Raw genomic sequence first — 19546 nt, forward strand, 5'->3', positions numbered from 1 at the left:
ACAGCATTCATCGCTCCCGGAGCACATGTAGAAGTTCATGGTACTTCTCATTCCCAAGGAGGTGGATGAGTTTGTGCTGTTTTTTTTCACCCAGAAAGTGAAGCAGCCTGTGGTATGCATCGGCACCTAGAAGGTGCAGGAGTTCGTGGTATGCTTCCTCCACAGTCAGTTTAACATCAACATCAAAGCCAGCCATTCTGAGGCGGTTCATGAGTTCAGCGGTCCTGGGAAGCCTTAAACTGGCCCTTCTTATTATTTCAGGTTCTCTAAAGATTTCACTGGGTGTTCCCTCGGCTATCAGTTCTCCGCTGTTTAGAACAAAGATCTTCTCAGCGAACTGGCTGAGGATTTCAACGTCGTGGGAGGATATTATAACTGTTATGCCTTCCCTGCTCAGTTCAAGGAGTATGTCGATTATCCCATCGGCGGTTTCAGGGTCCAGTCCTGTTGTGGGCTCGTCAAGGACCATTATTTTAGGCTTCATGGCAAGGATCCCTGCAATGGCCACCCTCTTCTTCTCACCGCCGCTCAGATGGTGGGGTGCCCTTTCCTCATAGCCGGACATACCCACCCTTTCAAGTGACTCCCTGACCCTTTCATTGACCTCATCTTCACTGAGTCCAAGGTTCATGGGGCCAAAGGCAACATCATCCCTCACTGTTGGGGAGAAGAGCTGATCATCGGGGTTCTGGAAAACTATACCCACCTTCTGTCTTATCCTGATAAGTTCAGATTTGCTGTAATTGATTTTCTCTCCATCGATTATTATTTCACCAGCGGATGGCCTGAGTATCCCGTTGAGGTGCAGAAAGAGTGTTGATTTACCTGCCCCGTTGGGACCTATGACGGCAACCCTTTCACCTCTCCCTATTTCCATGTTAATATTTTTGAGGGCTGTGGTTCCATCGGGGTAGGTGTAGGTGAGGTTCTTCACCTGAATCATTTCATCACCGGCAGTAGTGTCTGGGTGATGTGAAGAACCACAATTACCATGATATTAGCGGCCACAAAGAGCACTTCTCTTCTTCCTATTTTGGAGGCTGCTGTGTACATCCTGCTTTCAGGTGTGTAGCCACGGCTCAGCATGCTGAGATAAACCCTTTCACCCTGTTCATATGCCCTGAGGAACATCATGGCGATGGTTTCACCCACTTTCCTCAGCCTCCACTGGTAGGGCACGTTTTTGTTCCAGATATCAAAGCAGCGGGTTTTCTGGGCATTCCTTATTCTTTCAAGTTCATCATAGAAGAAGAAGAGGTACCTGACGGTGAGGTTTAAGAGCATTGCAAAGTCGGAGGGGACACCGATTCTCCTTGCTGAGCCAACAAGTTCCTGCATTGACGTTGTTGAGGAGAGAAGTATAACTGCGGTCACACTCACAGTCACCTTTCCGAGAAGCAGTGCCCCGAAGATGATTCCGTGAAGGGTTATGTCAATTCCAAACGGCCCTGCCCATATCACGTCCCCTGGCCTTATGAATGGCTGGAAGAGTGCTATGAATCCACCGAATGGGAGTATGAGGATGAGCCTTTTAATGGCATAGGATGGTGACACATTTGAGAGGAATATGAGGATGATAAGGTAGATCTCCATGAGGATGAGTGTTGTAATACTCTGTGTGGCAACCGCAAAGATGATTATGATAAATGTTATTATAAGCTTTACACGCCCATCAAGGCTGTGTATTGAACTTTCCTTGAGGCTTTCCCTCTCTATGTTTATGAGGTCTTCCATTCAGCTTCCCCACAAATTTAATGAGGGGTTTATTTCCCCTCATCAGGTTCTGTTTCCCTTATACGCAGTATGACTCCAACGCCATAGGCGAGACCCAGCACAATGACAGTGCCCAGAAACATTGCTATGGAACTGCCAACCTTGCTTTCACCAAGCACAGGAATGGTGTAGTCTGGCATCGGCGATTCAACCACCGGTTCAGTTTCAGGGTTGGGCATCACCTTCTCGGCTGTGCTTTCAAGTCCGTCAGGGTTTTCTGATGCAAGGAATGGTGCCAGAATGGCTATTATGAGGGCAATCAGGATGCCCCCTGTCATGAATTTTTTATCACGGGCATTCATTTTGATGCAACCCCCTTCTTCTCACCCCACTCACTGAACTTGAAAAGGTCGGGGCGGCTGTTTTCAATTGCAAGGACAACAACCACTGTTATCGTAGCTTCTATGAGACCTATTACTGCGTGGTAGAGCCCCATCATCCAGAGTCCCTCCACAAGCGGGAAGGTACCTGCTATCCACATCTCTATGGCGCAGGCAATGGCGGCAAGGAATATTGAGGCCCATGATGCCACTGCGACTGCAGGAATTTCCCCGGCTGATCTGAGTGCCCTGAACAGGTAGTAACCTGTGAATCCTCCGATTATGCCCATGTTGAAGATATTCGCACCAAGCGCAGTTAGACCACCATCACCGAATATGAGTCCCTGAAGTATCAGTACAATTGAGAGTAAAAGGACAGCTGCCCATGGACTTGCAAAGACTATTGCAACGAGGGCCGCTCCGACCATGTGACCGCTGGTACCCCAGGGTATCGGTATGTTCATCGCCTGTATTGCGAATATTCCAGCTGCAAGAACTGCAAACAGTGGTATCTGTCTTTCTTTAAGGTCCCTTCTGGCCCACTGCATGCTGAAGTAGAGGGCTACAAGGGTTATTATCCAGTACACAACGTACTGTGGGAATGGTATGAAACCATCTGGAATATGCAAGATTCTTCGCCTCCTTATTATTTATATTAATTCAGTCATTATATCAAGGACTCATATAATATAAAGATTGGCATGGGTATTACACTATCTCTGCTTCATTTATATTGTGGTAATAACACACTCCGGTTTTCTGGCCTCATAAAGTGGGTTTTGCATTGATAGGACATTTTCATGGGCATAATCTGAAATTCAGCCCATTACAGCTCCAATCATGGAGAGCATCTTTATTAAAAATGTCACGGTTTTTATGTGCCACGGCCAAATACACAAAATTTATATATTGATTTTATAAAATGAAAACCATCATTATAAATCATTAATAATTGTCAGTCTGCATTTAGTAATACTGGTGATGGATGTGGCACCCGAATCAAAAAAAGCCAAAAACCTTAAAGGGGATTTCTGGGATCTTAAAAATATCCAGATATCCATAGGAGAAATTATAAGTGAGGAAAAACCTCAGGAGGAAGAGGTTAGGGGTCCAAAACCCCGCCCCCATGTGACCGACCTCAGGTCATGGGACATGAAGCTCCTTGAAAGATATGAACCATTCTATGCACCTTTCTGTGACATGTGCTGCCTCTGCACCTACGGTAAATGTGACCTCCTCGGTAAGAAGGGAGCATGTGGTATAGATGCAGCCACCCAGCAGGCACGCATAGTACTTCTCGCATGCCTCATAGGGACCGCCGCCCATGCGGGACACGCAAGGCACCTTGTGGATCACCTCATAGAGAAACTGGGAGAGGACTATGAAATAGACCTCGGCATGAACGTGGATATAGAGGCACCCATAACAAGGACAGTCATGGGAAGAAGGCCCCGAACCCTGGGCGACCTCAGGGAAGTTATGGACTACGCCGAGGAACAGACTTCCCACCTTCTCTCAGCCTGCCACACAGGACAGGAGGGCGACAGCAGGGACTTTGAATCAAAGGCATTCCATGCTGGGCTCATGGATGACCTTGTAAGGGAGGTTGCTGATATCGCCCAGATCGTTGCCCTAGACCTCCCGAAGGGTGATGAGGACGCACCCCTTGTTGAACTGGGATTCGGCACTATAGACAGCGAGAAGCCCGTGATACTCTGCATAGGTCACAACGTCCTTCCTGGAGCAGATATAGTGGACTACGTCACCGAAAGGGAACTCGAAGACGAAATTGAGGTATGCGGTATATGCTGTGCAGCAATAGATGTTACAAGGTACAGCGAGGCTGCCAAGGTCGTCGGGCCCCTCTCAAAACAGCTCCGATTCATAAGAAGTGGTGTTGCCGATGTGATAGTGGTGGACGAGCAGTGCGTGAGGACAGACGTGCTGGAGGAGGCCCTCAAAAACAGGTCAGCGGTGATTGCAACAACCGATAAGATGTGCCTTGGACTTACTGATCTGACAGATGAGGACCCCGACAAAATCGTGAACGACCTCATAAACGGTAACATAGAGGGGGCACTGATCCTCGACCCAGAGAAGGTTGGTGAGGTGGCAGTTAAAACTGCAATGAAACTGGCACCACTCAGAAAATCCCTCAAAAAATTACCAGAGGTTGATGAGATAATCCAGATGGCATCAGAGTGCACAGACTGCGGCTGGTGCCAGAGGGTCTGCCCCAACAGCCTACCTGTCATGGATGCAGTTAAGAGCGCAGCTGAGGGCGATCTGAGCAAACTTGAGGAGATGGCACTTGAGGAGCTCTGCTACACATGCGGACGCTGCGAACAGGAGTGTGAAAGGAACATACCAATAGTCTCCATGGTGACAAAGGCCGGTGAAAGGCGCGTAAAGGACGAAAAATACAAGATAAGGGCCGGGCGTGGCCCTGCCCAGGATGTGGAGATAAGAAGGGTTGGTGCGCCCATAGTCCTCGGGGACATACCCGGTGTGGTGGCCTTTGTGGGGTGCTCAAACTACCCTGAGGGTGGAAAGGATGTTGCCCTCATGGCAAAGGAGTTCCTTGAGAGGAACTACATCGTGGTCACAACGGGATGTGGAGCAATGTCCATCGGGGAATACAGGGACGAGGATGGAAAGACACTCTATGAAAAATACGGCGGACAGTTCGATGCAAAGGGACTTGTTAACATGGGCTCCTGCGTATCAAACGCCCACATATCAGGGGCCGCCATAAAGATAGCCAACATATTCGCACAGAAACCACTTGAGGGGAACTTTGAGGAGATAGCAGATTACATACTTAACCGTGTAGGGGCATGTGGCGTCGCATGGGGTGCCTACTCCCAGAAGGCGGCAGCCATAGCAACAGGTGTTAACAGGTGGGGAATACCCGTCGTCCTGGGACCCCACGGATCAAAGTACCGCAGACTGTTCCTTGGAAGGGCAGATGACGAGGATAAGTGGAAACTGAACGACCTCAGAACAGGTGAGGTCATTGATGGGGAGCCAGCTCCAGAACACCTCCTCTATGCAGCAGAGAACAGGGAGGAGGCAACGGTGATGGTGGCTAAACTCTGCATAAGGCCAACAGACACACCCAAGGGTCGCCAGATGAAACTCAGCAACTACATAGATCTCCACAAAAAGTACTTTGGCACAATTCCAGATGACATCGACAGGTTCATAAGGACAGAGAAGGACATCCCCATAGTCTACAAGAGGGACATCATGAAGATACTGGAGGAAAAGAACTGGAAGCCAAAGAAGCTTCCAAAGGAACCCTCACTCCTTGAGAGGTGATCGGTGTGAATGACCGTATAATACCATGGCAGCCAACTGTTATAGCAGGGCCTAAACAGGCAATGCTGGTAACACCTGAAACAGCAGTTATGATGATAAAAAAGGCCAAGAGGCCATTAATGGTTGTGGGTCCCCTTGCAAAGCGCCAGCCAGTACTTGAACACACAGTTAAAATCATCAGGCACTGGGACCTCCCGGTGGTGTCCACTGCCGATACCTACAGGGCGCTGAAGGAGGCGGGTGTTGAATCAGAACCCCATGGCATAGTGGAGATAACCAACCTCCTGAAGGACCCAAACTGGGAGGGTCTCAGGGGTGAGGGTCAGCATGACCTCGTCATATTCATAGGGTGCATCTATTACATAGCATCCCAGGGCCTATCAACCCTGAAGCACTTCGCACCGCATATAAGGACACTCACAATATGCAAGACATTCCACTCAAATGCAGACGCATCATTTCCCAACATGGATGATGATGAATGGTTCAGGTACCTTGAGAAGATGTATACTGACTGATGATAATGGAGGAATTCAATGTTTGAAGACATACCCGTTGATGTAAGTCCCATGCACGAGGGGGAGCGGATAAGATCAGCAAACATGTTCGTTGAACTTGCCGGGCCCAAATCCATCGGAGCCGAACTGGTCCAGGTTAAGGATAGCGTTGAGGATGGAAAGGTGGAGGTCATAGGGCCCGAGATAAGTGAAATGGAACAGGGCCAGATCTATCCATTCGCCATAAACGTGGAGATAGCAGGAAGCGAACTCGAGGAGGAACTTGAAAGCGTTATAGAGCGGAGGCTCCATGAACTCTGCAACTACGTCCAGGGCTTCATGCACCTCAACCAGAGGGACCAGATATGGTGCCGTGTAAGCACAGAGGCAAAGGACGCTGGCTTCAGACTGGAACACCTTGGGAAGGCACTGTCGGTTCTATTCAGGGAGGAGTTCCCCATAATCGAATCCATATCAGTGACAATCATGACTGATGAGGACGCTGTTAAAGAATTCCTTGAAACAGCCAGGGAAAAGTATGAGATAAGGGATTCAAGGGCAAGGGAGCTCTCAGACGAGGACGTTGACGTGTTCTACGGGTGCCTCATGTGCCAGTCCTTCGCCCCAACACATGTATGTGTGGTCACACCGGACAGGACAGCCCTCTGTGGAGCCATAAACTGGTTTGACTGCCGTGCAGCATACAAGATGGACCCAGACGGCCCAATATTCGAAATTCAAAAGGGTGATGTAATTGACCCGGAGAAGGGAGAATATGAGAATGTTAACGCTGCAGTGGCAGAGAACTCACAGGGTACAACAGAGAGGGTTTACCTCCACAGTGTTTTCGGGTATCCACACACATCATGTGGCTGCTTCGAGGCGGTGGCATTCTACATACCAGAACTGGACGGCATAGGCATCGTGAACAGGGACTTCAGAGGAGAAACCCCACTTGGAATACCATTCTCTGCAATGGCGGGACAGTGTTCAGGCGGAAAACAGGTTGAAGGGTTCTCGGGCCTCAGCCTTGAGTACATGCGCTCACCAAAGTTCCTGCAGGCGGATGGTGGATACTCAAGAGTAATCTGGATGCCAAAGGAACTCAAGGAATCGGTGATTGAATTCATCCCTGAGGACCTGCGGGATAAAATAGCCACAGAGGAAGATGCAACATCAATAAAGGAACTGAGAAGGTTCCTTAAGGAGAAGGGGCACCCTGTACTTGAAAGGGCACCAGCAGAAGTTGAGGAAGCTGAAGTCGTTGAGAAAGAGGAAACCTACGCTGAGGAGGCCCCCATCACCGAAGGAATACCTGTAATGACATCCCCTGAGATCAGCCTTCCAGCAGCGGGCGGATTCAGAATAGTCCTCAAAAACGCAAAGATCTACGCTGAGAAGGTAATAATAAAGCGCAAATAATCAACCTGAGTGGTCATGTGATAATAGCAGTAAGCGGCAAGGGCGGAACAGGAAAGACCATGGTTTCAGCGTCCCTTGTAAGGATACTCGCAGCTACAGGTGCGGATGTTCTTGCAATAGACGCTGACCCTGATTCAAACCTTCCAGAGGCCCTCGGTGTTCCCGTAAGCGGGACGGTTGGTGAGGTGAGGGAACAGCTTAAGAGGGACACAGCAGCGGGTAGAATCCCCCCATCAGCCAACAAGTGGGATATCCTAGACTACAGGATAATGGAGTCAATAACCGAGACCGATGATTTTGACCTGCTCGTCATGGGCCGCCCCGAGGGCAGTGGGTGCTACTGCGCAGTTAACACCATGCTGAGGAGGATAATCGAGAATATAGCAGAGAACTACGACTACATAGTGATAGATACCGAGGCGGGCCTTGAGCACCTCAGCAGAAGGACAACCCAGAACGTTGACGTTATGATAGTTGTAACCGACCCCTCAAAGAGAGGGATTCTGACAGCAAGAAGGATACTTGAACTATCACGGGAACTTGAGATAAAATTCAGGAAGGTATTCTTGGTTCTTAACAGGGTCCATGAAGGGGACCTTGAGAAACTTGAAATAGACGAGGACCTTGAGGTCATAGGCGTTATACCAGAGGATCCCCTTGTTTCCAGGTATGACATGGAGGGCAGGTCACTATATGAGCTGCCTGAAGACTCAGCAGCATTCAGGGCCATAAAAAAGGTTGCCGATAAAATTTTAAGTCTATAGAGGTGTGCTTATGGATAAATTAACGGAACTTCTGAAATTACTTCAGAATACGGAATCCATCGAAATAAATGAGTTCAGGATGGATGTTGACGAACTTGAACTCTACCTGATGCCTGTGGTTCAGCAGGCCATCCAGAAAACAGTGGAGGTTAGGGAGGCAGTTGAGGCACTCCCTGAGGAGGAATTTGAACCACCGGTAAAGACATACCCAGGTGAGGTTGCCCAGGTGAAACTGGGTGAGGGTACAAGGAAATCTGTTTACCTTGGTGGTCAGAAGGCCCTCTACAGGTTTGAGGAACCCCAGCCAAACCCACCGGTGGTGACATTCGACGTCTTTGACATACCCATGCCGGGTCTTCCAAGGCCTATCAGGGAGCACTTCAGCGACGTCATGGAGGACCCGGGGGACTGGGCCAGGAAGGCGGTAAAGGACTATGGTGCCAACATGGTCACAATACACCTCATCGGAACAGGACCCAAGGTAATGGACAAGTCACCAAGGGAGGCTGCCAATGACATCGAGGAAGTCCTCCAGGCCGTTGATGTCCCCCTGGTAATCGGGGGCTCAGGGGACCCTGAAAAGGATCCACTGGTACTTGAAAAGGCTGCTGAGGCTGCTGAGGGCGAAAGGTGTCTTCTGGCATCAGCAAACCTGGACCTTGACTACAGAAAGGTTGCAAGGGCAGCCCTTGACCACAACCACGCGGTCCTATCATGGGCCATAACAGACGTAAACATGCAGAAAACCCTCAACCGTTACCTCATGAAGGAAGGCCTTAGCAGAGAGGACATAGTGATGGACCCAACGACCTGTGCACTGGGATATGGTATAGAATTTTCAATAGACGTCATCACAAGGACAAGGCTCGCGGCCCTCAAGGGCGATGCCGATCTGCAGATGCCAATGTCCTCTGGAACAACCAACGCGTGGGGTTCAAGGGAGGCCTGGATGAAGAAGGATGAATGGGGACCCACAGACTACAGGGGCCCTCTGTGGGAGATAGTAACCGGACTTACAATGATGCTCTCAGGTGTGGATATATTCATGATGCTCCACCCAACATCTGTGAGGCTTCTGCGGGAGATAGGGGAAACCTTCACAAGGGAATACATGACTGCCGAAACACCTGATCTCCGGGAATGGATAACTGAACTGGAATATTGAGGAGGGGTTAAATTGCAGGTAACTGCCATGGATGTATACAGGTTACTTCCAAAAACAAACTGTGGTAAATGTGATGAGTCATCATGCATGGCCTTCGCCACAAAACTCATAGAAAAGGAACTCACACTGGATGACTGCCCGCAGCTCAGTGGGGATGAAAGACAGAAGCTCGAGGACCTCCTGGCCCCAGCTGTGAGAGAGATAACCTTTGGCCCAGAAAAAAACCAGGTGGTGGTGGGGGGTGATGAGGTCCTCTACAGGTTTGAACTCACATACTACAACCCCACAGCCCTCGCGGTTGATCTTCCAGATGACCTACCATCAGATGAGATCATGAAAAGGGCCAGTGATATCAGGAATCTGAAATTCGAGCGTACCGGTGAGGAACTGACCCTGGATGCCATAGCGCTCAGGAACAAATCGGGAAGCCCTGAAAAATTTGCAGAGGCAGCAGGAGCAATCAGTGAACTCAACTTTCCTGTTGTCCTATGCACCTTCGATCCAGAGGCAATGAGGGCTGCCCTTGAGGTCCTGGGGGATCAGAGGCCCCTCATGTACGCGGCTACAAAGGACAACCTCCAGGAGATGGCTGAACTTTCCATTTCATATGACTGCCCCCTGGTGCTTTTTTCACCGGGGGACCTTGAGGAGATGAAGAGGCTCACAAGAAGACTGAGGGCAATGGGCCTTACTGAAATTATCCTGGACCCTGGCACATTCACAGGTGAGGGGATAGGTGACACCATAGACAACTTTGTCATGATAAGGCGCCTTGCAGTTGAGGAAAGGGATGAGGACTTCCGCTTCCCCATCATGGGCATACCAGCACTCTCAAGGCTTTCGGGAGGGGATCCGGTTGAGGATAACATAAAGGAGGCCACTGTTGCAGCCACACTCATGAACCGCTACGCTGACATTCTTATAATAGGAGGAACAGATATCTGGGAGCTTATGCCCATACTCACCCTCAGGCAGGGACTCTACACTGATCCAAGGAAGCCACAGACTGTTGATCCAGGAATATATGAGTTTGGAGATGTTGATGAAAATTCCCCTGTGATACTCACAACAAACTTCTCACTCACATACTACACAGTGGAGGGTGACCTCAAGTCTGGTGATGTGACCGCATATCTCCTTGTGCTTGACACAGAGGGAAGGGCTGTGGACGTATCACTTGCTGGAGGACAGCTCACAGGAACCGCAGTGGCTGAACTTATAAAGGATAGTGGTATAGAGGAGAGGGTGAAGGATAAGGTTCTCATCATTCCCGGACTTGCGGCACCTGCTAGTGGTGAAATAGAGGACGATACCGGATGGAAGGTGCTTGTGGGGCCAAGGGACTCCTCAGGACTACCTGAATACCTTGAGAAACTTGCATCGGAGTAGAGGGGGTGGTCCGGTGAAGATGCTGATGGTCATTGACCCTGCAAGGTGCAGTGGCTGCGATGACTGCATAAATGCATGCAAAAAGACCCATGGAGTTGCAAGGGTCAGGAAGGCCGACAGGATGCCGGTATTCTGTCTTCAGTGTCATCCTGAGAAGGCCCCATGCGCAAGGATATGCCCTGTTGGCGCCATAAGGGAGGACGATGAGGTGCTTGTGATTGATGAGGACGCATGCATACTCTGCAAGCTGTGTATGGTTGCCTGCCCAGCTGGAATGATAGTCCTTGACTCTGAAAAGAAATCAGCAGAAAAGTGCACGCTATGCATGGATGCCGACTGTCTACTGCCTGCATGCGTGGATGCATGTAAGGAGAATGTCCTTAAACTGGTATCTGTGGATGACCTTGCTGATCTCAGGGATCACAGGGAGTTCAGCGAGGTCCTTGAGGAGACAATGAAAATCTACAGGGGCAAGGTTTAGGCACTAGATTTCCACGTGAAGGGTGTTTATCAGCACCCTTATATATTTGTAGGAGCCAGTGATGTTTTCAAGGGGGCCCCTGAAGTATATGTAATATATGTAACCCTTCTTTTTGAAGATGAATGTCACTATCCTGTCTTTCTTTGTTTCACCGGTTACCATGTATCCATGTTCGCTGTCCACGGTAACCGTGCTCCTTGTGACGTTAAAAAGACCCCTCATGTTCAGAACGTCAATTAAGATATCTGAAAATTCTTCAGCAGTTACTCCAGAGGCTTCCTTTCTCTTAATGGACATTTTAAGCCCATGTTCCTTACATGAACCTGTAATGAGTTTTTCACCATCCTTAACCTCCAGGAGGTCCCAGAAAATGGGGTACCTGAAGCTTATCTCCCCATTATCGAATCTCTTGAGGTATGATTCCACATCGATCAAGTCTATCGCTGCGCGGGCCTTTCTTCTAACAAAAAGGTAGGGATCATTGAGGGCCTCTATGAGTGATTCAAGGGCATCTGGATCTCCTATAAGCCCCAGGGCCTCTGCAACCTTTCCTCGAACATATCTGTTTTCATCCCTTTTTCTTCCTGAGACCATCCTTTTGAGGTGGGGAACAGCCCTTTTTGATCCTATCTCCCCTAGAGCTTCAACAATGACAGCCCTTGTCTGCCATGAGGGATCAGAAAGTTTTTCAAGAAGGGGTTCAACTGCTGCTTCACCAAGTCTCACAACTGCAAGGACAATCTGGCGCCGGACCTCCAGATCAGGGTCGTTGAGTTTATCAATAAGGACCTCAATACACCTTTCATCACCCAGACTTCTGATTACCCTTGCAGCGGCCTTTCTCACGACCCATGACCTGTCATTAAGTGCAGCTAATGCATGGTCAACTCCCCTTTTGGGGTCCACCTCTGCAAGGGTGATGAGGGCATTTTTTCTTATATCCTCAAGGGGGTCATTTAAACATCCTTCGACAGCATCGGCTGACCTTTCATTCCTTAAAGAAGCAAGTGATCTCAGTGCACTGATTCTCACATCAATATCGGGATCCTCAAGGGAATTTATCAGTGGTTCAATTGCTCTTGAATCACCTATATTTCCCAGTGCTCTGGCTGCAGCAGCCCTAACACCACCAAGTATTGGTTAGTCCCTCTGCCATTTCTCATATCTGAGTGCATCAATCAGGGCGGGAACTGATCGTTCATCTGACAGTTCTTCAAGGGCTCGGGCAGCATCCAGCCTTACGGTGTAATCCTCACTTTCAAGAGCCTCCATGAGACTTTGAATATCCCCCTCTTGAAGGAGACTCTCTACATTTTCCGTAAATACAATGATAGACCCCCCTTATGATAATTTATAAAAAAATGAGTATTTAATTTTTATGATTTTTTGCTAACCATTTAAAAGTTGCTCGGCCATGCCCAGGGCACGATCACTTCCATAGATGAACCTCATGTCCCATATAAATGTGAGGAATGAACGGAGGGGGGTGGGGTCGTTTTTAACACCTTTGTTCATTACGTATTCAATGGTTTTTTGCATTGAATTGTTTTCACCTGTGAGGCTGTAAATCAGTGCAGCATCGGAGTAGTGGCTGATACAGTATATATTGTCGTTTCCGTCCCCCTGGAATGAACCATCAGGGTTCTGATGGTCCTTTAACCATTTAGCACCCTTTTTCATCGAATCAAGGGTTTTTGAATCATTTGTGGAGGTATAGTAGAGTGCCAGCCCCTTAAGAATTCCAATGTTTTCATATGCTCGGGGACTCCATGCCCCATCGTAGCCCTGCTTGTTGATCACGGAATAAATAACTTCCCTTTTACCTGAAGGGTACATACCTGCAACCTGGGCTTCTGTTTTAAGTTTGAGATAGTCTGTTCCAATAAAAACGGATGATTTTTTACCTGGTGAGATGTTTATTTCGTCTCCATTTACCTGTGAGTCGACGAATTTCAAGCCTCTCTTAACTATCTTCTGGCTTTCGTCTGATTTGAGATTCATGAGGGGATATATGGTCTGTAGTGTGGAAAGAGTGTATTCAGAGGGGGGCATTCCTCCTGGGAAGGAGCCGTTATCCATCTGTTTGTAACTGAGCCATCTCAGGAGATATTCTCCCCTTGTGGAAAGTTTTTCTTCACTTTTCATATTTCCGAGTTCAATGTAAAGGGCTGCAATCATGGCGTTGCTATCATATGATCCCTTGAAGAGGCTTCCAAATTCGAGGTCCTCTGCTGGATCAGTGTAGCTCATTCCACCAGCTTCAGAGTATGAGTATCCGTTCCAGAACTTTTCAATGAAATTCACGATTTCACTGTGCTTCCCGCTCACCACTATTTTTGAACTGTTTGATTGAATTTCAGGATTTTTTATGTACTTGTAAATTGAAACATCCCCTGAAACAAAGCATGTCTTGAAATGCGGGTTAAAGGGTACGTATAGTCCAAGACCCTTCTTGTGCATTGCATCTGACATGTAAACATAGCTTATGTTGTTCTTTTCGATCAGGTAACATGCTTCAGATGGCAGCGAAGATTCAAATATTGCGGACACATCATTTTTAACTGCCATGTTCTCTACAATGGAAGGGGCATCCCCCATGAAACCCTTATAAACTGTGTTTTCGAGGAGCACATCTCTTCGATGAGTATTTCCAATTAGGAGATATGAATCTTCAAGTGTTGATAAGAAAACAGCATCTGAAGGTGTATTTGTGTTTATCCATTTAAAGGCGGCGTTTTGCTGGACTGTTGGTGTAACTACACTGGCATATCCGATGGCAGCTCCCTGAATCACAGGTGTTAAAATCAGGAATATAAAGACCACTTTCTTTATGAGCGGGCCAATGTTCCATCTAAAGAGGGGATAATATTTAAGGCTTTCTGAGTTGTCCAGTTTCATTTTAACTTCGCTGAAAGCATACCCTGCTATTAGAGATAGGGGTATTGCTGCATAGGGATCCCTGAACCTGAAGGAATAGGTGCCTATTATCATGAATAGGGCAGCCCATATTATAAGAAATTTATGAATGGGATTCTTTGATCTCAAAAGCATGGATGCGGCGTAAAGTCCAAGTACCAGCTGAAGAACACCCATCCATTTTGGGAATCCCAGTATTGTAACTGGAACTGCCTGGAACCTCTCAGCGAAAATTATGAATTCAAGAATTCCAAGTGCTACCAGGATAAATACTAATCCGAATTCAACTGGTCTTTTTTTGAATGAAGGGATGAGGAACGTTGCAAGAAGGATGATAATGCCAATTGCGAGAAAAATCCACCCTCGGTGGGTGAATATATAAATGCCAAATAATAGTAAAGCCCACATTATATACTTTAATTCACCCCTGAAAAGGTTCAGAAATCCTCCAAGTTCAAATTTATCAATATCCGGGTAACCAGGGACGGTTTTGATGTATTTGATAATCATGTAAAGGATTCCAGTGGTTAGAAGTAGCCCCATGGATTCCGGTATAAAGATTGATGTTCTTGTAACAAAGGAGGGAACCATTGAAAATAGGAATGCTGAAAGAAGAGCAATCTCCTCATTCGAAAATACTTCATTGGCGACCATGTACATTACAATAACAGCCAGGGTTCCAAGAAGGGGCCCCAGGAGGAAAAAAACAAGCTCTGTTTTGAATAACATGTAAAGGGCCGCACCAATCATATGGTATAAGGGAGGGTATCCATATGCTTTTAATCCCATAAGAGAAGGTATATCATGGCCTATTATAGTGGGACCCTGGCTTACTATTCTCATTACCAGGTCATGATGTACATAGGCGTCGTTACCAGCCAGTGAATATGTTCTGCTGGGTATGAGCCGTACTGTGAATGCAACAACTGCTATGATTAACAGATAGAGTCTTCTCTTCTGGACATCATTTAACAAAGAATCACCTGGAAATTTTTTAATAGAGTCAGGAGGGTTATAGTATATTTTTGAGCATCTTTAGAATTTTAGGATAATGCCTTAGTATTTTAAGAAGTGATATTTTTGAGATGGAATTTAAATCTTTTCCATCAAAGGATCCTATTAGTGTATCCAGTTCATCATCACTTAAACTTTCAAGTACTTTTCTAAATTTAAGTGATCTATCAAGGTTTTTACCTATCTGCTCACGCCATGTGTCTTCATACTTTGAGAGGAAGGCGGCATCGGTTCTCTGTGATTCAATCGCGTCAGTCGCTACATCCGCGGCTATCGTCGCGCACTCTGCTGCAACGTGTATACCACCACCTGTGAGAGGATCGACCTGACCGGCTGCGTCACCGACGACAAGCAGGCCGTCTGTGTATGTCTTTCTGATGGGGCCGCCAACGGGTACAGCACCTGCATTGAACTCCAGCCTGCTACATCCTGCCCTGGAGATGAACCTGTTAAGGTAGTGTAGCGGACCATTATCAGAGCATCTTGTTCTCCTTACACCCACACCAACATTCGCCCGCCCATCACCCTTTGGGAAGACCCAGAGGTAACCTGATGGAGCAAAAACACTCCCGAAATAGAATTCCATGGTTTCATCGTCCACATCGAAACCGGTGACCTCATACTGGGCACAGGAGCACAGTTCTCCCGGTCTGAAACGTGTATTAAGCCCCGCCATCCGGCCAACACATGACTGAATGCCGTCTGCTGCAATTACAATACCTGATTTAACCTCACAGGTTCCATCAGGACCCCTGAATTTAACACCGGAGACTGATCCCTCATGGAACATTAGATCTTTTACCCGGGACCCTGCAAGTACATCCGCCCCGGCTTCAGCGGCACGCAGAGCTAGATATTTATCAAAAATCTTCCTTTCGATGATGTAACCCCTTATAATCGGGTTTCCGGTGGTTATGCTTGCACCGTATGGTCCATTGATTGTAGCAGCGGTTATTCTTGTACATGTGAACTCAGGGAGGGGTTTTATGTCTGTCGATTTAAAGAAACTGTCACTCACTCCACCGGCGCACTGTACGGGGGTCCCTATTTCAGGGTTTCCTTCGAGCAGAAGGACCTGCAGACCATTTTTTGCTGCCTGGTATGCGGCTATGGAGCCTGCCACACGACCCCCGACGACAACAAGGTCATACTTCATCCTCACACCCCATTGCATCCACAGGGCAGACTGCAGCACAGGCAAGACACTCCCGGCACCCATCCCCTATAAGGAGGGTATCCTCCAGTTCCAGGGCACCTGATGGACAGACATTCACACAGGCACCGCAGTGCATACACCTTGATGGATCGTGTTTCAATGAATCACCCACTAGATTTATGGACACCCTATTAATTAATTATTGGTGATGATAATGGCCACCGTTAAATTAATATATGACTTTTTACTACTAATCAATTACCATGCAGGGGTGCCCGAGCGGCCAAAGGGGGAGGACTTAAGATCCTCTGGCGCAGGCCTTCGAGGGTTCGAATCCCTTCCCCTGCACTAGAGTTTTTAGCTGTTCTGAAATTGAAATTGGTTGCCTTAGTGGCTCAGGTGGTAGAGCGATGCCTTGGTAAGGCATAGGTCGGGGGTTCGAATCCCCCCTAAGGCTTTTTCATTGATTTTTAAGGTGTTTTAATGGAGAAGAAAATTGCTCAGATTTCGGACATACATTTTGGTGAAAAGAATTTCTCCAGCAAACTCATGGAGAATCTTCTGGTACAGCTTCAGGAGGAGAATCCTGACATAATAGTTGTTTCAGGTGACCTCACCACGGAGGGTTATGCCCACGAGTATGAACTTGCGGCTGCATTTGCAGATGAGCTGCGCTCAATCACATCAACATATATAATTCCGGGTAACCACGACGCAAGGAACGTTGGGCTGGTGCACTTTGAGAAGATGATAGGTAAGAGGAAGTTTGTCCATCATGACTCAGAATTTGCTGTTATAGGTCTTGATTCATCTGAACCCGACATAAATGATGGTCAGATAGGGATGGATCAGCTTGAATGGCTTGCAAGGGAACTTGAGAGGGTTCCCGATCACCTATGCAAGATAGTTACTTTCCACCACCACCTGCTACCCATACCAAACACTGGTCGTGAGAGGAACATACTGCTGGATTCAGGCGATCTCCTCAGACTCCTCAATTCATATGGTGTTGACTTTGTGCTCAATGGACACAAGCATGTGCCCAATGTCTGGATGATTGAAAGGATGGTTACACTGAATTCAGGGACAGCCACAACAAGGAAGCTGAGGGGTGAGACGTTCCCCTCCCATAACCAGCTGAGGATCAATGATGATAGGATCTCCGTTGACCTTATAAACACTGAGAATGGTTCTAAGAGGGAAATGGCCAGTTATTCTGTTAAGGTTGAGGATGAGGAATACATGATATGTTCATATGTACATCCAGAAGGCTCCCTTTAATCTCTAATTTCATTTTTAAAAAAGATTAATATATATCATCACGCATAATGTTCTCTAATAGAGAAAACAAATATGCATAATATGATCTTATTTGGTCATTAAGAATTGCAGGTGGCAGCGTTGACCAAGGCATTTGATATACTTATGGCAGGGATAATCTCAGGAATAGTGGCATTCACAACATCAAAGCTGGGAGTAGGCGGAACTGTCATGGGGGCTGTTCTTGGTTCAATGCTGTATCAGCTTCTCTCCCACTACCTCAGGGAACCCCTCAAGAATGTTAAGACAGAGAGGGTTGAGAGCAGAGTGGTATTTGCAATACCCCTCATTATAATAGTTGTAATTGAGGCCATATACCTCCTTGGAAATTTCCAGTGGAAACCCCAGTATATATTCTATCTCCTTGAGGAGGCAACCGACTGGAACCTCTTCAGGTCAATAGGGGTGGGGCTCATGGTTATGGGTATATACCCCCTCCTGCAACCTGAGACCATAAAGAAATCATATGGACATGTTCTATTACTTATGGGCCTCATTGTCCTCCTGAGGGGCCTTGTGGATATTCAGTCACCCGTGGTAATGGTCTACAGGTCGATTTTTTATGAGTTCGACATCCTGATAACCGTGCTGGTCATAGTTACACTCCTCTACATGACGGTATCCATACTCAGGGAATCTGTTGTCATTGTAATGGAAGATGAGGTGTCGTTGGAGAATGAAAAATAAAACAAAAAATGCAACACTCAAGTCAATCATAGATGTTATACTCTATGAGAACCCATCCACACAGGATGAGATTGCAGAAAGGCTTGGAATAACAAGACGGTATGTTACCAAACTCCTCCAGCCCTTAATAAAGGAGGGTGTTGTGAGAAGGGCCTACATTGTGGATATAAAGAAATTTGAGGAATTCCCGGAGCTCTTTGGGGAGGAGGTTACATCCAGGGAATACGCAGGGAGCTTTTTCATCAAGGAGATACTCAGGGACATGGCACAGCATGTCTGCAAGCAGCTCAGGAAGTCATTCAGGTCCCTTGAGGAATACGATGAGGACCTTGCAAATGAGGCCCTGAAGATGGACTACATAACAAACACCATGCACGAGAAGGTGAGGTCCTCTGTTGATACAGCCATAGCAATGAATCCCTACTCGGAATTCAGCAAGACAATGGCATTCACAGAGATTGCCTATGACCTTGAAAGGATAGGTGATCACTCTGCAATAATAGCCAACTTCGCAGTTAAGGAGTCCTATGAGGTTGACCCCGCGATGATGGAGTACCTCCGAGAGATGTTTTCAATTGCTGTTGAGATGGTGAATACAGCAATGGATGCATTCCTCAACGAGAAACTTGAACTCAAGGCAAAACTCATGTCCCTTGAGGACGATATTCACAGGGTCCAGAAGAACGCCCTTAACTGTGTGGCCACACAGATGGCCGAAACACCATTTGAGGACAAGGAACGCTCAACCTACTACATATCCCTTTCAAGGGTTGTGAAGACCTTTGAGAGAATAGCAGATATTTCAATTGAGATATTCGATACCGCAGGGGAGTATTACAGGAATATACCGAGAACAACAACACCTGAGCGTTTCAGGAGGCGTGAGAGGGAGGGTATGTGATTTATTAATTTATTTCTTTGTATTCCCTTATTTTCCTCTCTTCCCATACTCAGAAGCATATAACTTGTAAAGACACTGAATGGATGCCTATATGCTATGATTCATATTACTCAGAACTGTTATTCAGTAGCACCAGCTGCGGACTTGGAAAGAAGTAGGAGGAAAGGTAAGTTTTTCTATACAATAGGCGTATCCCTTAAGTTCCTCTACTCTCTTCCGGGTTCTTTTGTATTCATCGTCCTGCATATTTCTGCCCCTTCAAGGGATGCGTAATCTGTCTCCAATATTCTTTTCTCCTCGCCGTCGTAGTGTATTTCTTCGATGTCGAAGAATTTTCTGAAGGCTGGTTCACGCACCTTCTCCTCGTATACGTGGGATATGAGTCCGGGGAGCCGTCCTATCATGAAAACCCCGGCACCT

Annotated in this window: 19 protein-coding genes, 2 tRNA genes and 1 pseudogene; 12 read left to right on the forward strand and 10 right to left on the reverse strand. The window is 47.3% G+C overall.

Annotation, left to right across the window (positions count from 1 at the left end):
• Positions 1–7 precede the first annotated feature (7 nt).
• From QFX30_RS03325 to cbiM, 4 genes are read right to left on the reverse strand one after another with little or no spacing between them, the layout of a single operon-like run.
• Complete coding sequence (locus QFX30_RS03325; RefSeq protein ID WP_300488173.1) at positions 8–943, reverse strand: ATP-binding cassette domain-containing protein; 936 nt, start codon at positions 941–943, stop codon at positions 8–10.
• Positions 940–1734: a cobalt ECF transporter T component CbiQ gene (gene cbiQ / locus QFX30_RS03330; RefSeq protein ID WP_300488176.1), complete on the reverse strand. Its 795-nt coding sequence runs from the start codon at positions 1732–1734 to the stop codon at positions 940–942. The genes QFX30_RS03325 and cbiQ overlap by 4 nt, the downstream gene beginning before the upstream one ends.
• Before the next feature lie 29 nt (positions 1735–1763).
• Entirely contained in the window at positions 1764–2075 is a 312-nt protein-coding gene (locus QFX30_RS03335; RefSeq protein WP_300488180.1) for a PDGLE domain-containing protein, read from the reverse strand.
• Positions 2072–2722: a cobalt transporter CbiM gene (gene cbiM, locus QFX30_RS03340; RefSeq protein ID WP_300488183.1), complete on the reverse strand. Its 651-nt coding sequence runs from the start codon at positions 2720–2722 to the stop codon at positions 2072–2074. The genes QFX30_RS03335 and cbiM overlap by 4 nt, the downstream gene beginning before the upstream one ends.
• Positions 2723–3074: 352 nt before the next feature.
• On the opposite strand from cbiM, the gene cdhA reads away from it, so the two are divergent.
• The 7 genes from cdhA to QFX30_RS03375 are packed head-to-tail and all read left to right on the forward strand — an operon-like array spanning position 3075 to position 11132.
• Positions 3075–5414 (forward strand): CO dehydrogenase/acetyl-CoA synthase complex subunit alpha, encoded by a 2340-nt coding sequence (cdhA, locus tag QFX30_RS03345; RefSeq protein WP_300488186.1) that lies wholly within the window; start codon positions 3075–3077, stop codon positions 5412–5414.
• On the forward strand, positions 5411–5932 hold the full coding sequence (cdhB, locus tag QFX30_RS03350; RefSeq protein WP_300488189.1) for a CO dehydrogenase/acetyl-CoA synthase complex subunit epsilon: 522 nt from the start codon (positions 5411–5413) through the stop codon (positions 5930–5932). The genes cdhA and cdhB overlap by 4 nt, the downstream gene beginning before the upstream one ends.
• Before the next feature lie 18 nt (positions 5933–5950).
• Positions 5951–7333 (forward strand): CO dehydrogenase/CO-methylating acetyl-CoA synthase complex subunit beta, encoded by a 1383-nt coding sequence (gene cdhC / locus QFX30_RS03355; RefSeq protein ID WP_300488192.1) that lies wholly within the window; start codon positions 5951–5953, stop codon positions 7331–7333.
• 17 nt (positions 7334–7350) lie between these two features.
• Positions 7351–8097, forward strand: coding sequence for an AAA family ATPase (locus tag QFX30_RS03360; protein WP_300488195.1), 747 nt, complete (start codon positions 7351–7353; stop codon positions 8095–8097).
• Positions 8098–8107: 10 nt separating this feature from the next.
• A complete protein-coding gene (gene cdhD / locus QFX30_RS03365; protein WP_300488198.1) occupies positions 8108–9262 on the forward strand; it encodes a CO dehydrogenase/acetyl-CoA synthase subunit delta in 1155 nt (384 codons plus the stop codon).
• A gap of 12 nt (positions 9263–9274) precedes the next feature.
• Complete coding sequence (gene acsC, locus QFX30_RS03370) at positions 9275–10651, forward strand: acetyl-CoA decarbonylase/synthase complex subunit gamma (RefSeq protein ID WP_300488201.1); 1377 nt, start codon at positions 9275–9277, stop codon at positions 10649–10651.
• A gap of 19 nt (positions 10652–10670) precedes the next feature.
• Positions 10671–11132, forward strand: coding sequence for a 4Fe-4S dicluster domain-containing protein (locus QFX30_RS03375; protein ID WP_300488260.1), 462 nt, complete (start codon positions 10671–10673; stop codon positions 11130–11132).
• 3 nt (positions 11133–11135) lie between these two features.
• On the opposite strand, the gene QFX30_RS03380 is transcribed toward QFX30_RS03375, so the two are convergent.
• From QFX30_RS03380 to QFX30_RS03400, 5 genes are all read right to left on the reverse strand, one after another.
• Positions 11136–12269: a HEAT repeat domain-containing protein gene (locus QFX30_RS03380; RefSeq protein WP_300488263.1), complete on the reverse strand. Its 1134-nt coding sequence runs from the start codon at positions 12267–12269 to the stop codon at positions 11136–11138.
• Between the two features lie 3 nt (positions 12270–12272).
• Complete coding sequence (locus QFX30_RS03385; RefSeq protein ID WP_300488204.1) at positions 12273–12404, reverse strand: HEAT repeat domain-containing protein; 132 nt, start codon at positions 12402–12404, stop codon at positions 12273–12275.
• A gap of 117 nt (positions 12405–12521) precedes the next feature.
• On the reverse strand, positions 12522–15023 hold the full coding sequence (locus tag QFX30_RS03390; protein ID WP_300488207.1) for an STT3 domain-containing protein: 2502 nt from the start codon (positions 15021–15023) through the stop codon (positions 12522–12524).
• Positions 15024–15060: 37 nt separating this feature from the next.
• Entirely contained in the window at positions 15061–16218 is a 1158-nt protein-coding gene (locus QFX30_RS03395) for an NAD(P)/FAD-dependent oxidoreductase (protein ID WP_300488210.1), read from the reverse strand.
• Entirely contained in the window at positions 16208–16378 is a 171-nt protein-coding gene (locus QFX30_RS03400; protein WP_300488213.1) for a 4Fe-4S binding protein, read from the reverse strand. The genes QFX30_RS03395 and QFX30_RS03400 overlap by 11 nt, the downstream gene beginning before the upstream one ends.
• A 105-nt stretch (positions 16379–16483) precedes the next feature.
• On the opposite strand from QFX30_RS03400, the gene QFX30_RS03405 reads away from it, so the two are divergent.
• The 5 genes from QFX30_RS03405 to QFX30_RS03425 all read left to right on the forward strand — a co-directional run bounded on the left by QFX30_RS03405 (position 16484) and on the right by QFX30_RS03425 (position 19126).
• Positions 16484–16566: transfer RNA gene (locus tag QFX30_RS03405), tRNA-Leu, on the forward strand.
• A gap of 36 nt (positions 16567–16602) precedes the next feature.
• Positions 16603–16675: transfer RNA gene (locus QFX30_RS03410), tRNA-Thr, on the forward strand.
• A gap of 26 nt (positions 16676–16701) precedes the next feature.
• Complete coding sequence (locus QFX30_RS03415; RefSeq protein ID WP_300488216.1) at positions 16702–17499, forward strand: metallophosphoesterase; 798 nt, start codon at positions 16702–16704, stop codon at positions 17497–17499.
• Between the two features lie 111 nt (positions 17500–17610).
• Positions 17611–18225: a hypothetical protein gene (locus QFX30_RS03420; RefSeq protein ID WP_300488219.1), complete on the forward strand. Its 615-nt coding sequence runs from the start codon at positions 17611–17613 to the stop codon at positions 18223–18225.
• Positions 18215–19126, forward strand: a complete 912-nt coding sequence (locus QFX30_RS03425) for a PhoU domain-containing protein (RefSeq protein WP_300488222.1) — start codon at positions 18215–18217, stop codon at positions 19124–19126. Before QFX30_RS03420 ends, QFX30_RS03425 begins: the two co-directional genes overlap by 11 nt.
• A 206-nt stretch (positions 19127–19332) precedes the next feature.
• Here the strand turns inward: QFX30_RS03425 and QFX30_RS03430 are convergent.
• Positions 19333–19546, reverse strand: a pseudogene (locus QFX30_RS03430) (citryl-CoA lyase); the annotation flags it as partial.

It is taken from the genome of Methanothermobacter sp. (assembly GCF_030055435.1).
Lineage (GTDB): Archaea > Methanobacteriota > Methanobacteria > Methanobacteriales > Methanothermobacteraceae > Methanothermobacter.

What these genes read in the sequence shown, in the direction of transcription:
- QFX30_RS03325 (WP_300488173.1), bottom strand. Translation starts at nt 943, where the DNA reads ATGATTCAGGTGAAGAACCTCACCTACACCTACCCCGATGGAACCACA.
- cbiQ (WP_300488176.1), bottom strand. Translation starts at nt 1,734, where the DNA reads ATGGAAGACCTCATAAACATAGAGAGGGAAAGCCTCAAGGAAAGTTCA.
- QFX30_RS03335 (WP_300488180.1), bottom strand. Translation starts at nt 2,075, where the DNA reads ATGAATGCCCGTGATAAAAAATTCATGACAGGGGGCATCCTGATTGCC.
- cdhA (WP_300488186.1), top strand. Translation starts at nt 3,075, where the DNA reads ATGGATGTGGCACCCGAATCAAAAAAAGCCAAAAACCTTAAAGGGGAT.
- cdhC (WP_300488192.1), top strand. Translation starts at nt 5,951, where the DNA reads ATGTTTGAAGACATACCCGTTGATGTAAGTCCCATGCACGAGGGGGAG.
- cdhD (WP_300488198.1), top strand. Translation starts at nt 8,108, where the DNA reads ATGGATAAATTAACGGAACTTCTGAAATTACTTCAGAATACGGAATCC.
- QFX30_RS03375 (WP_300488260.1), top strand. Translation starts at nt 10,671, where the DNA reads ATGCTGATGGTCATTGACCCTGCAAGGTGCAGTGGCTGCGATGACTGC.
- QFX30_RS03385 (WP_300488204.1), bottom strand. Translation starts at nt 12,404, where the DNA reads ATGGAGGCTCTTGAAAGTGAGGATTACACCGTAAGGCTGGATGCTGCC.
- QFX30_RS03395 (WP_300488210.1), bottom strand. Translation starts at nt 16,218, where the DNA reads ATGAAGTATGACCTTGTTGTCGTCGGGGGTCGTGTGGCAGGCTCCATA.
- QFX30_RS03415 (WP_300488216.1), top strand. Translation starts at nt 16,702, where the DNA reads ATGGAGAAGAAAATTGCTCAGATTTCGGACATACATTTTGGTGAAAAG.
- QFX30_RS03425 (WP_300488222.1), top strand. Translation starts at nt 18,215, where the DNA reads ATGAAAAATAAAACAAAAAATGCAACACTCAAGTCAATCATAGATGTT.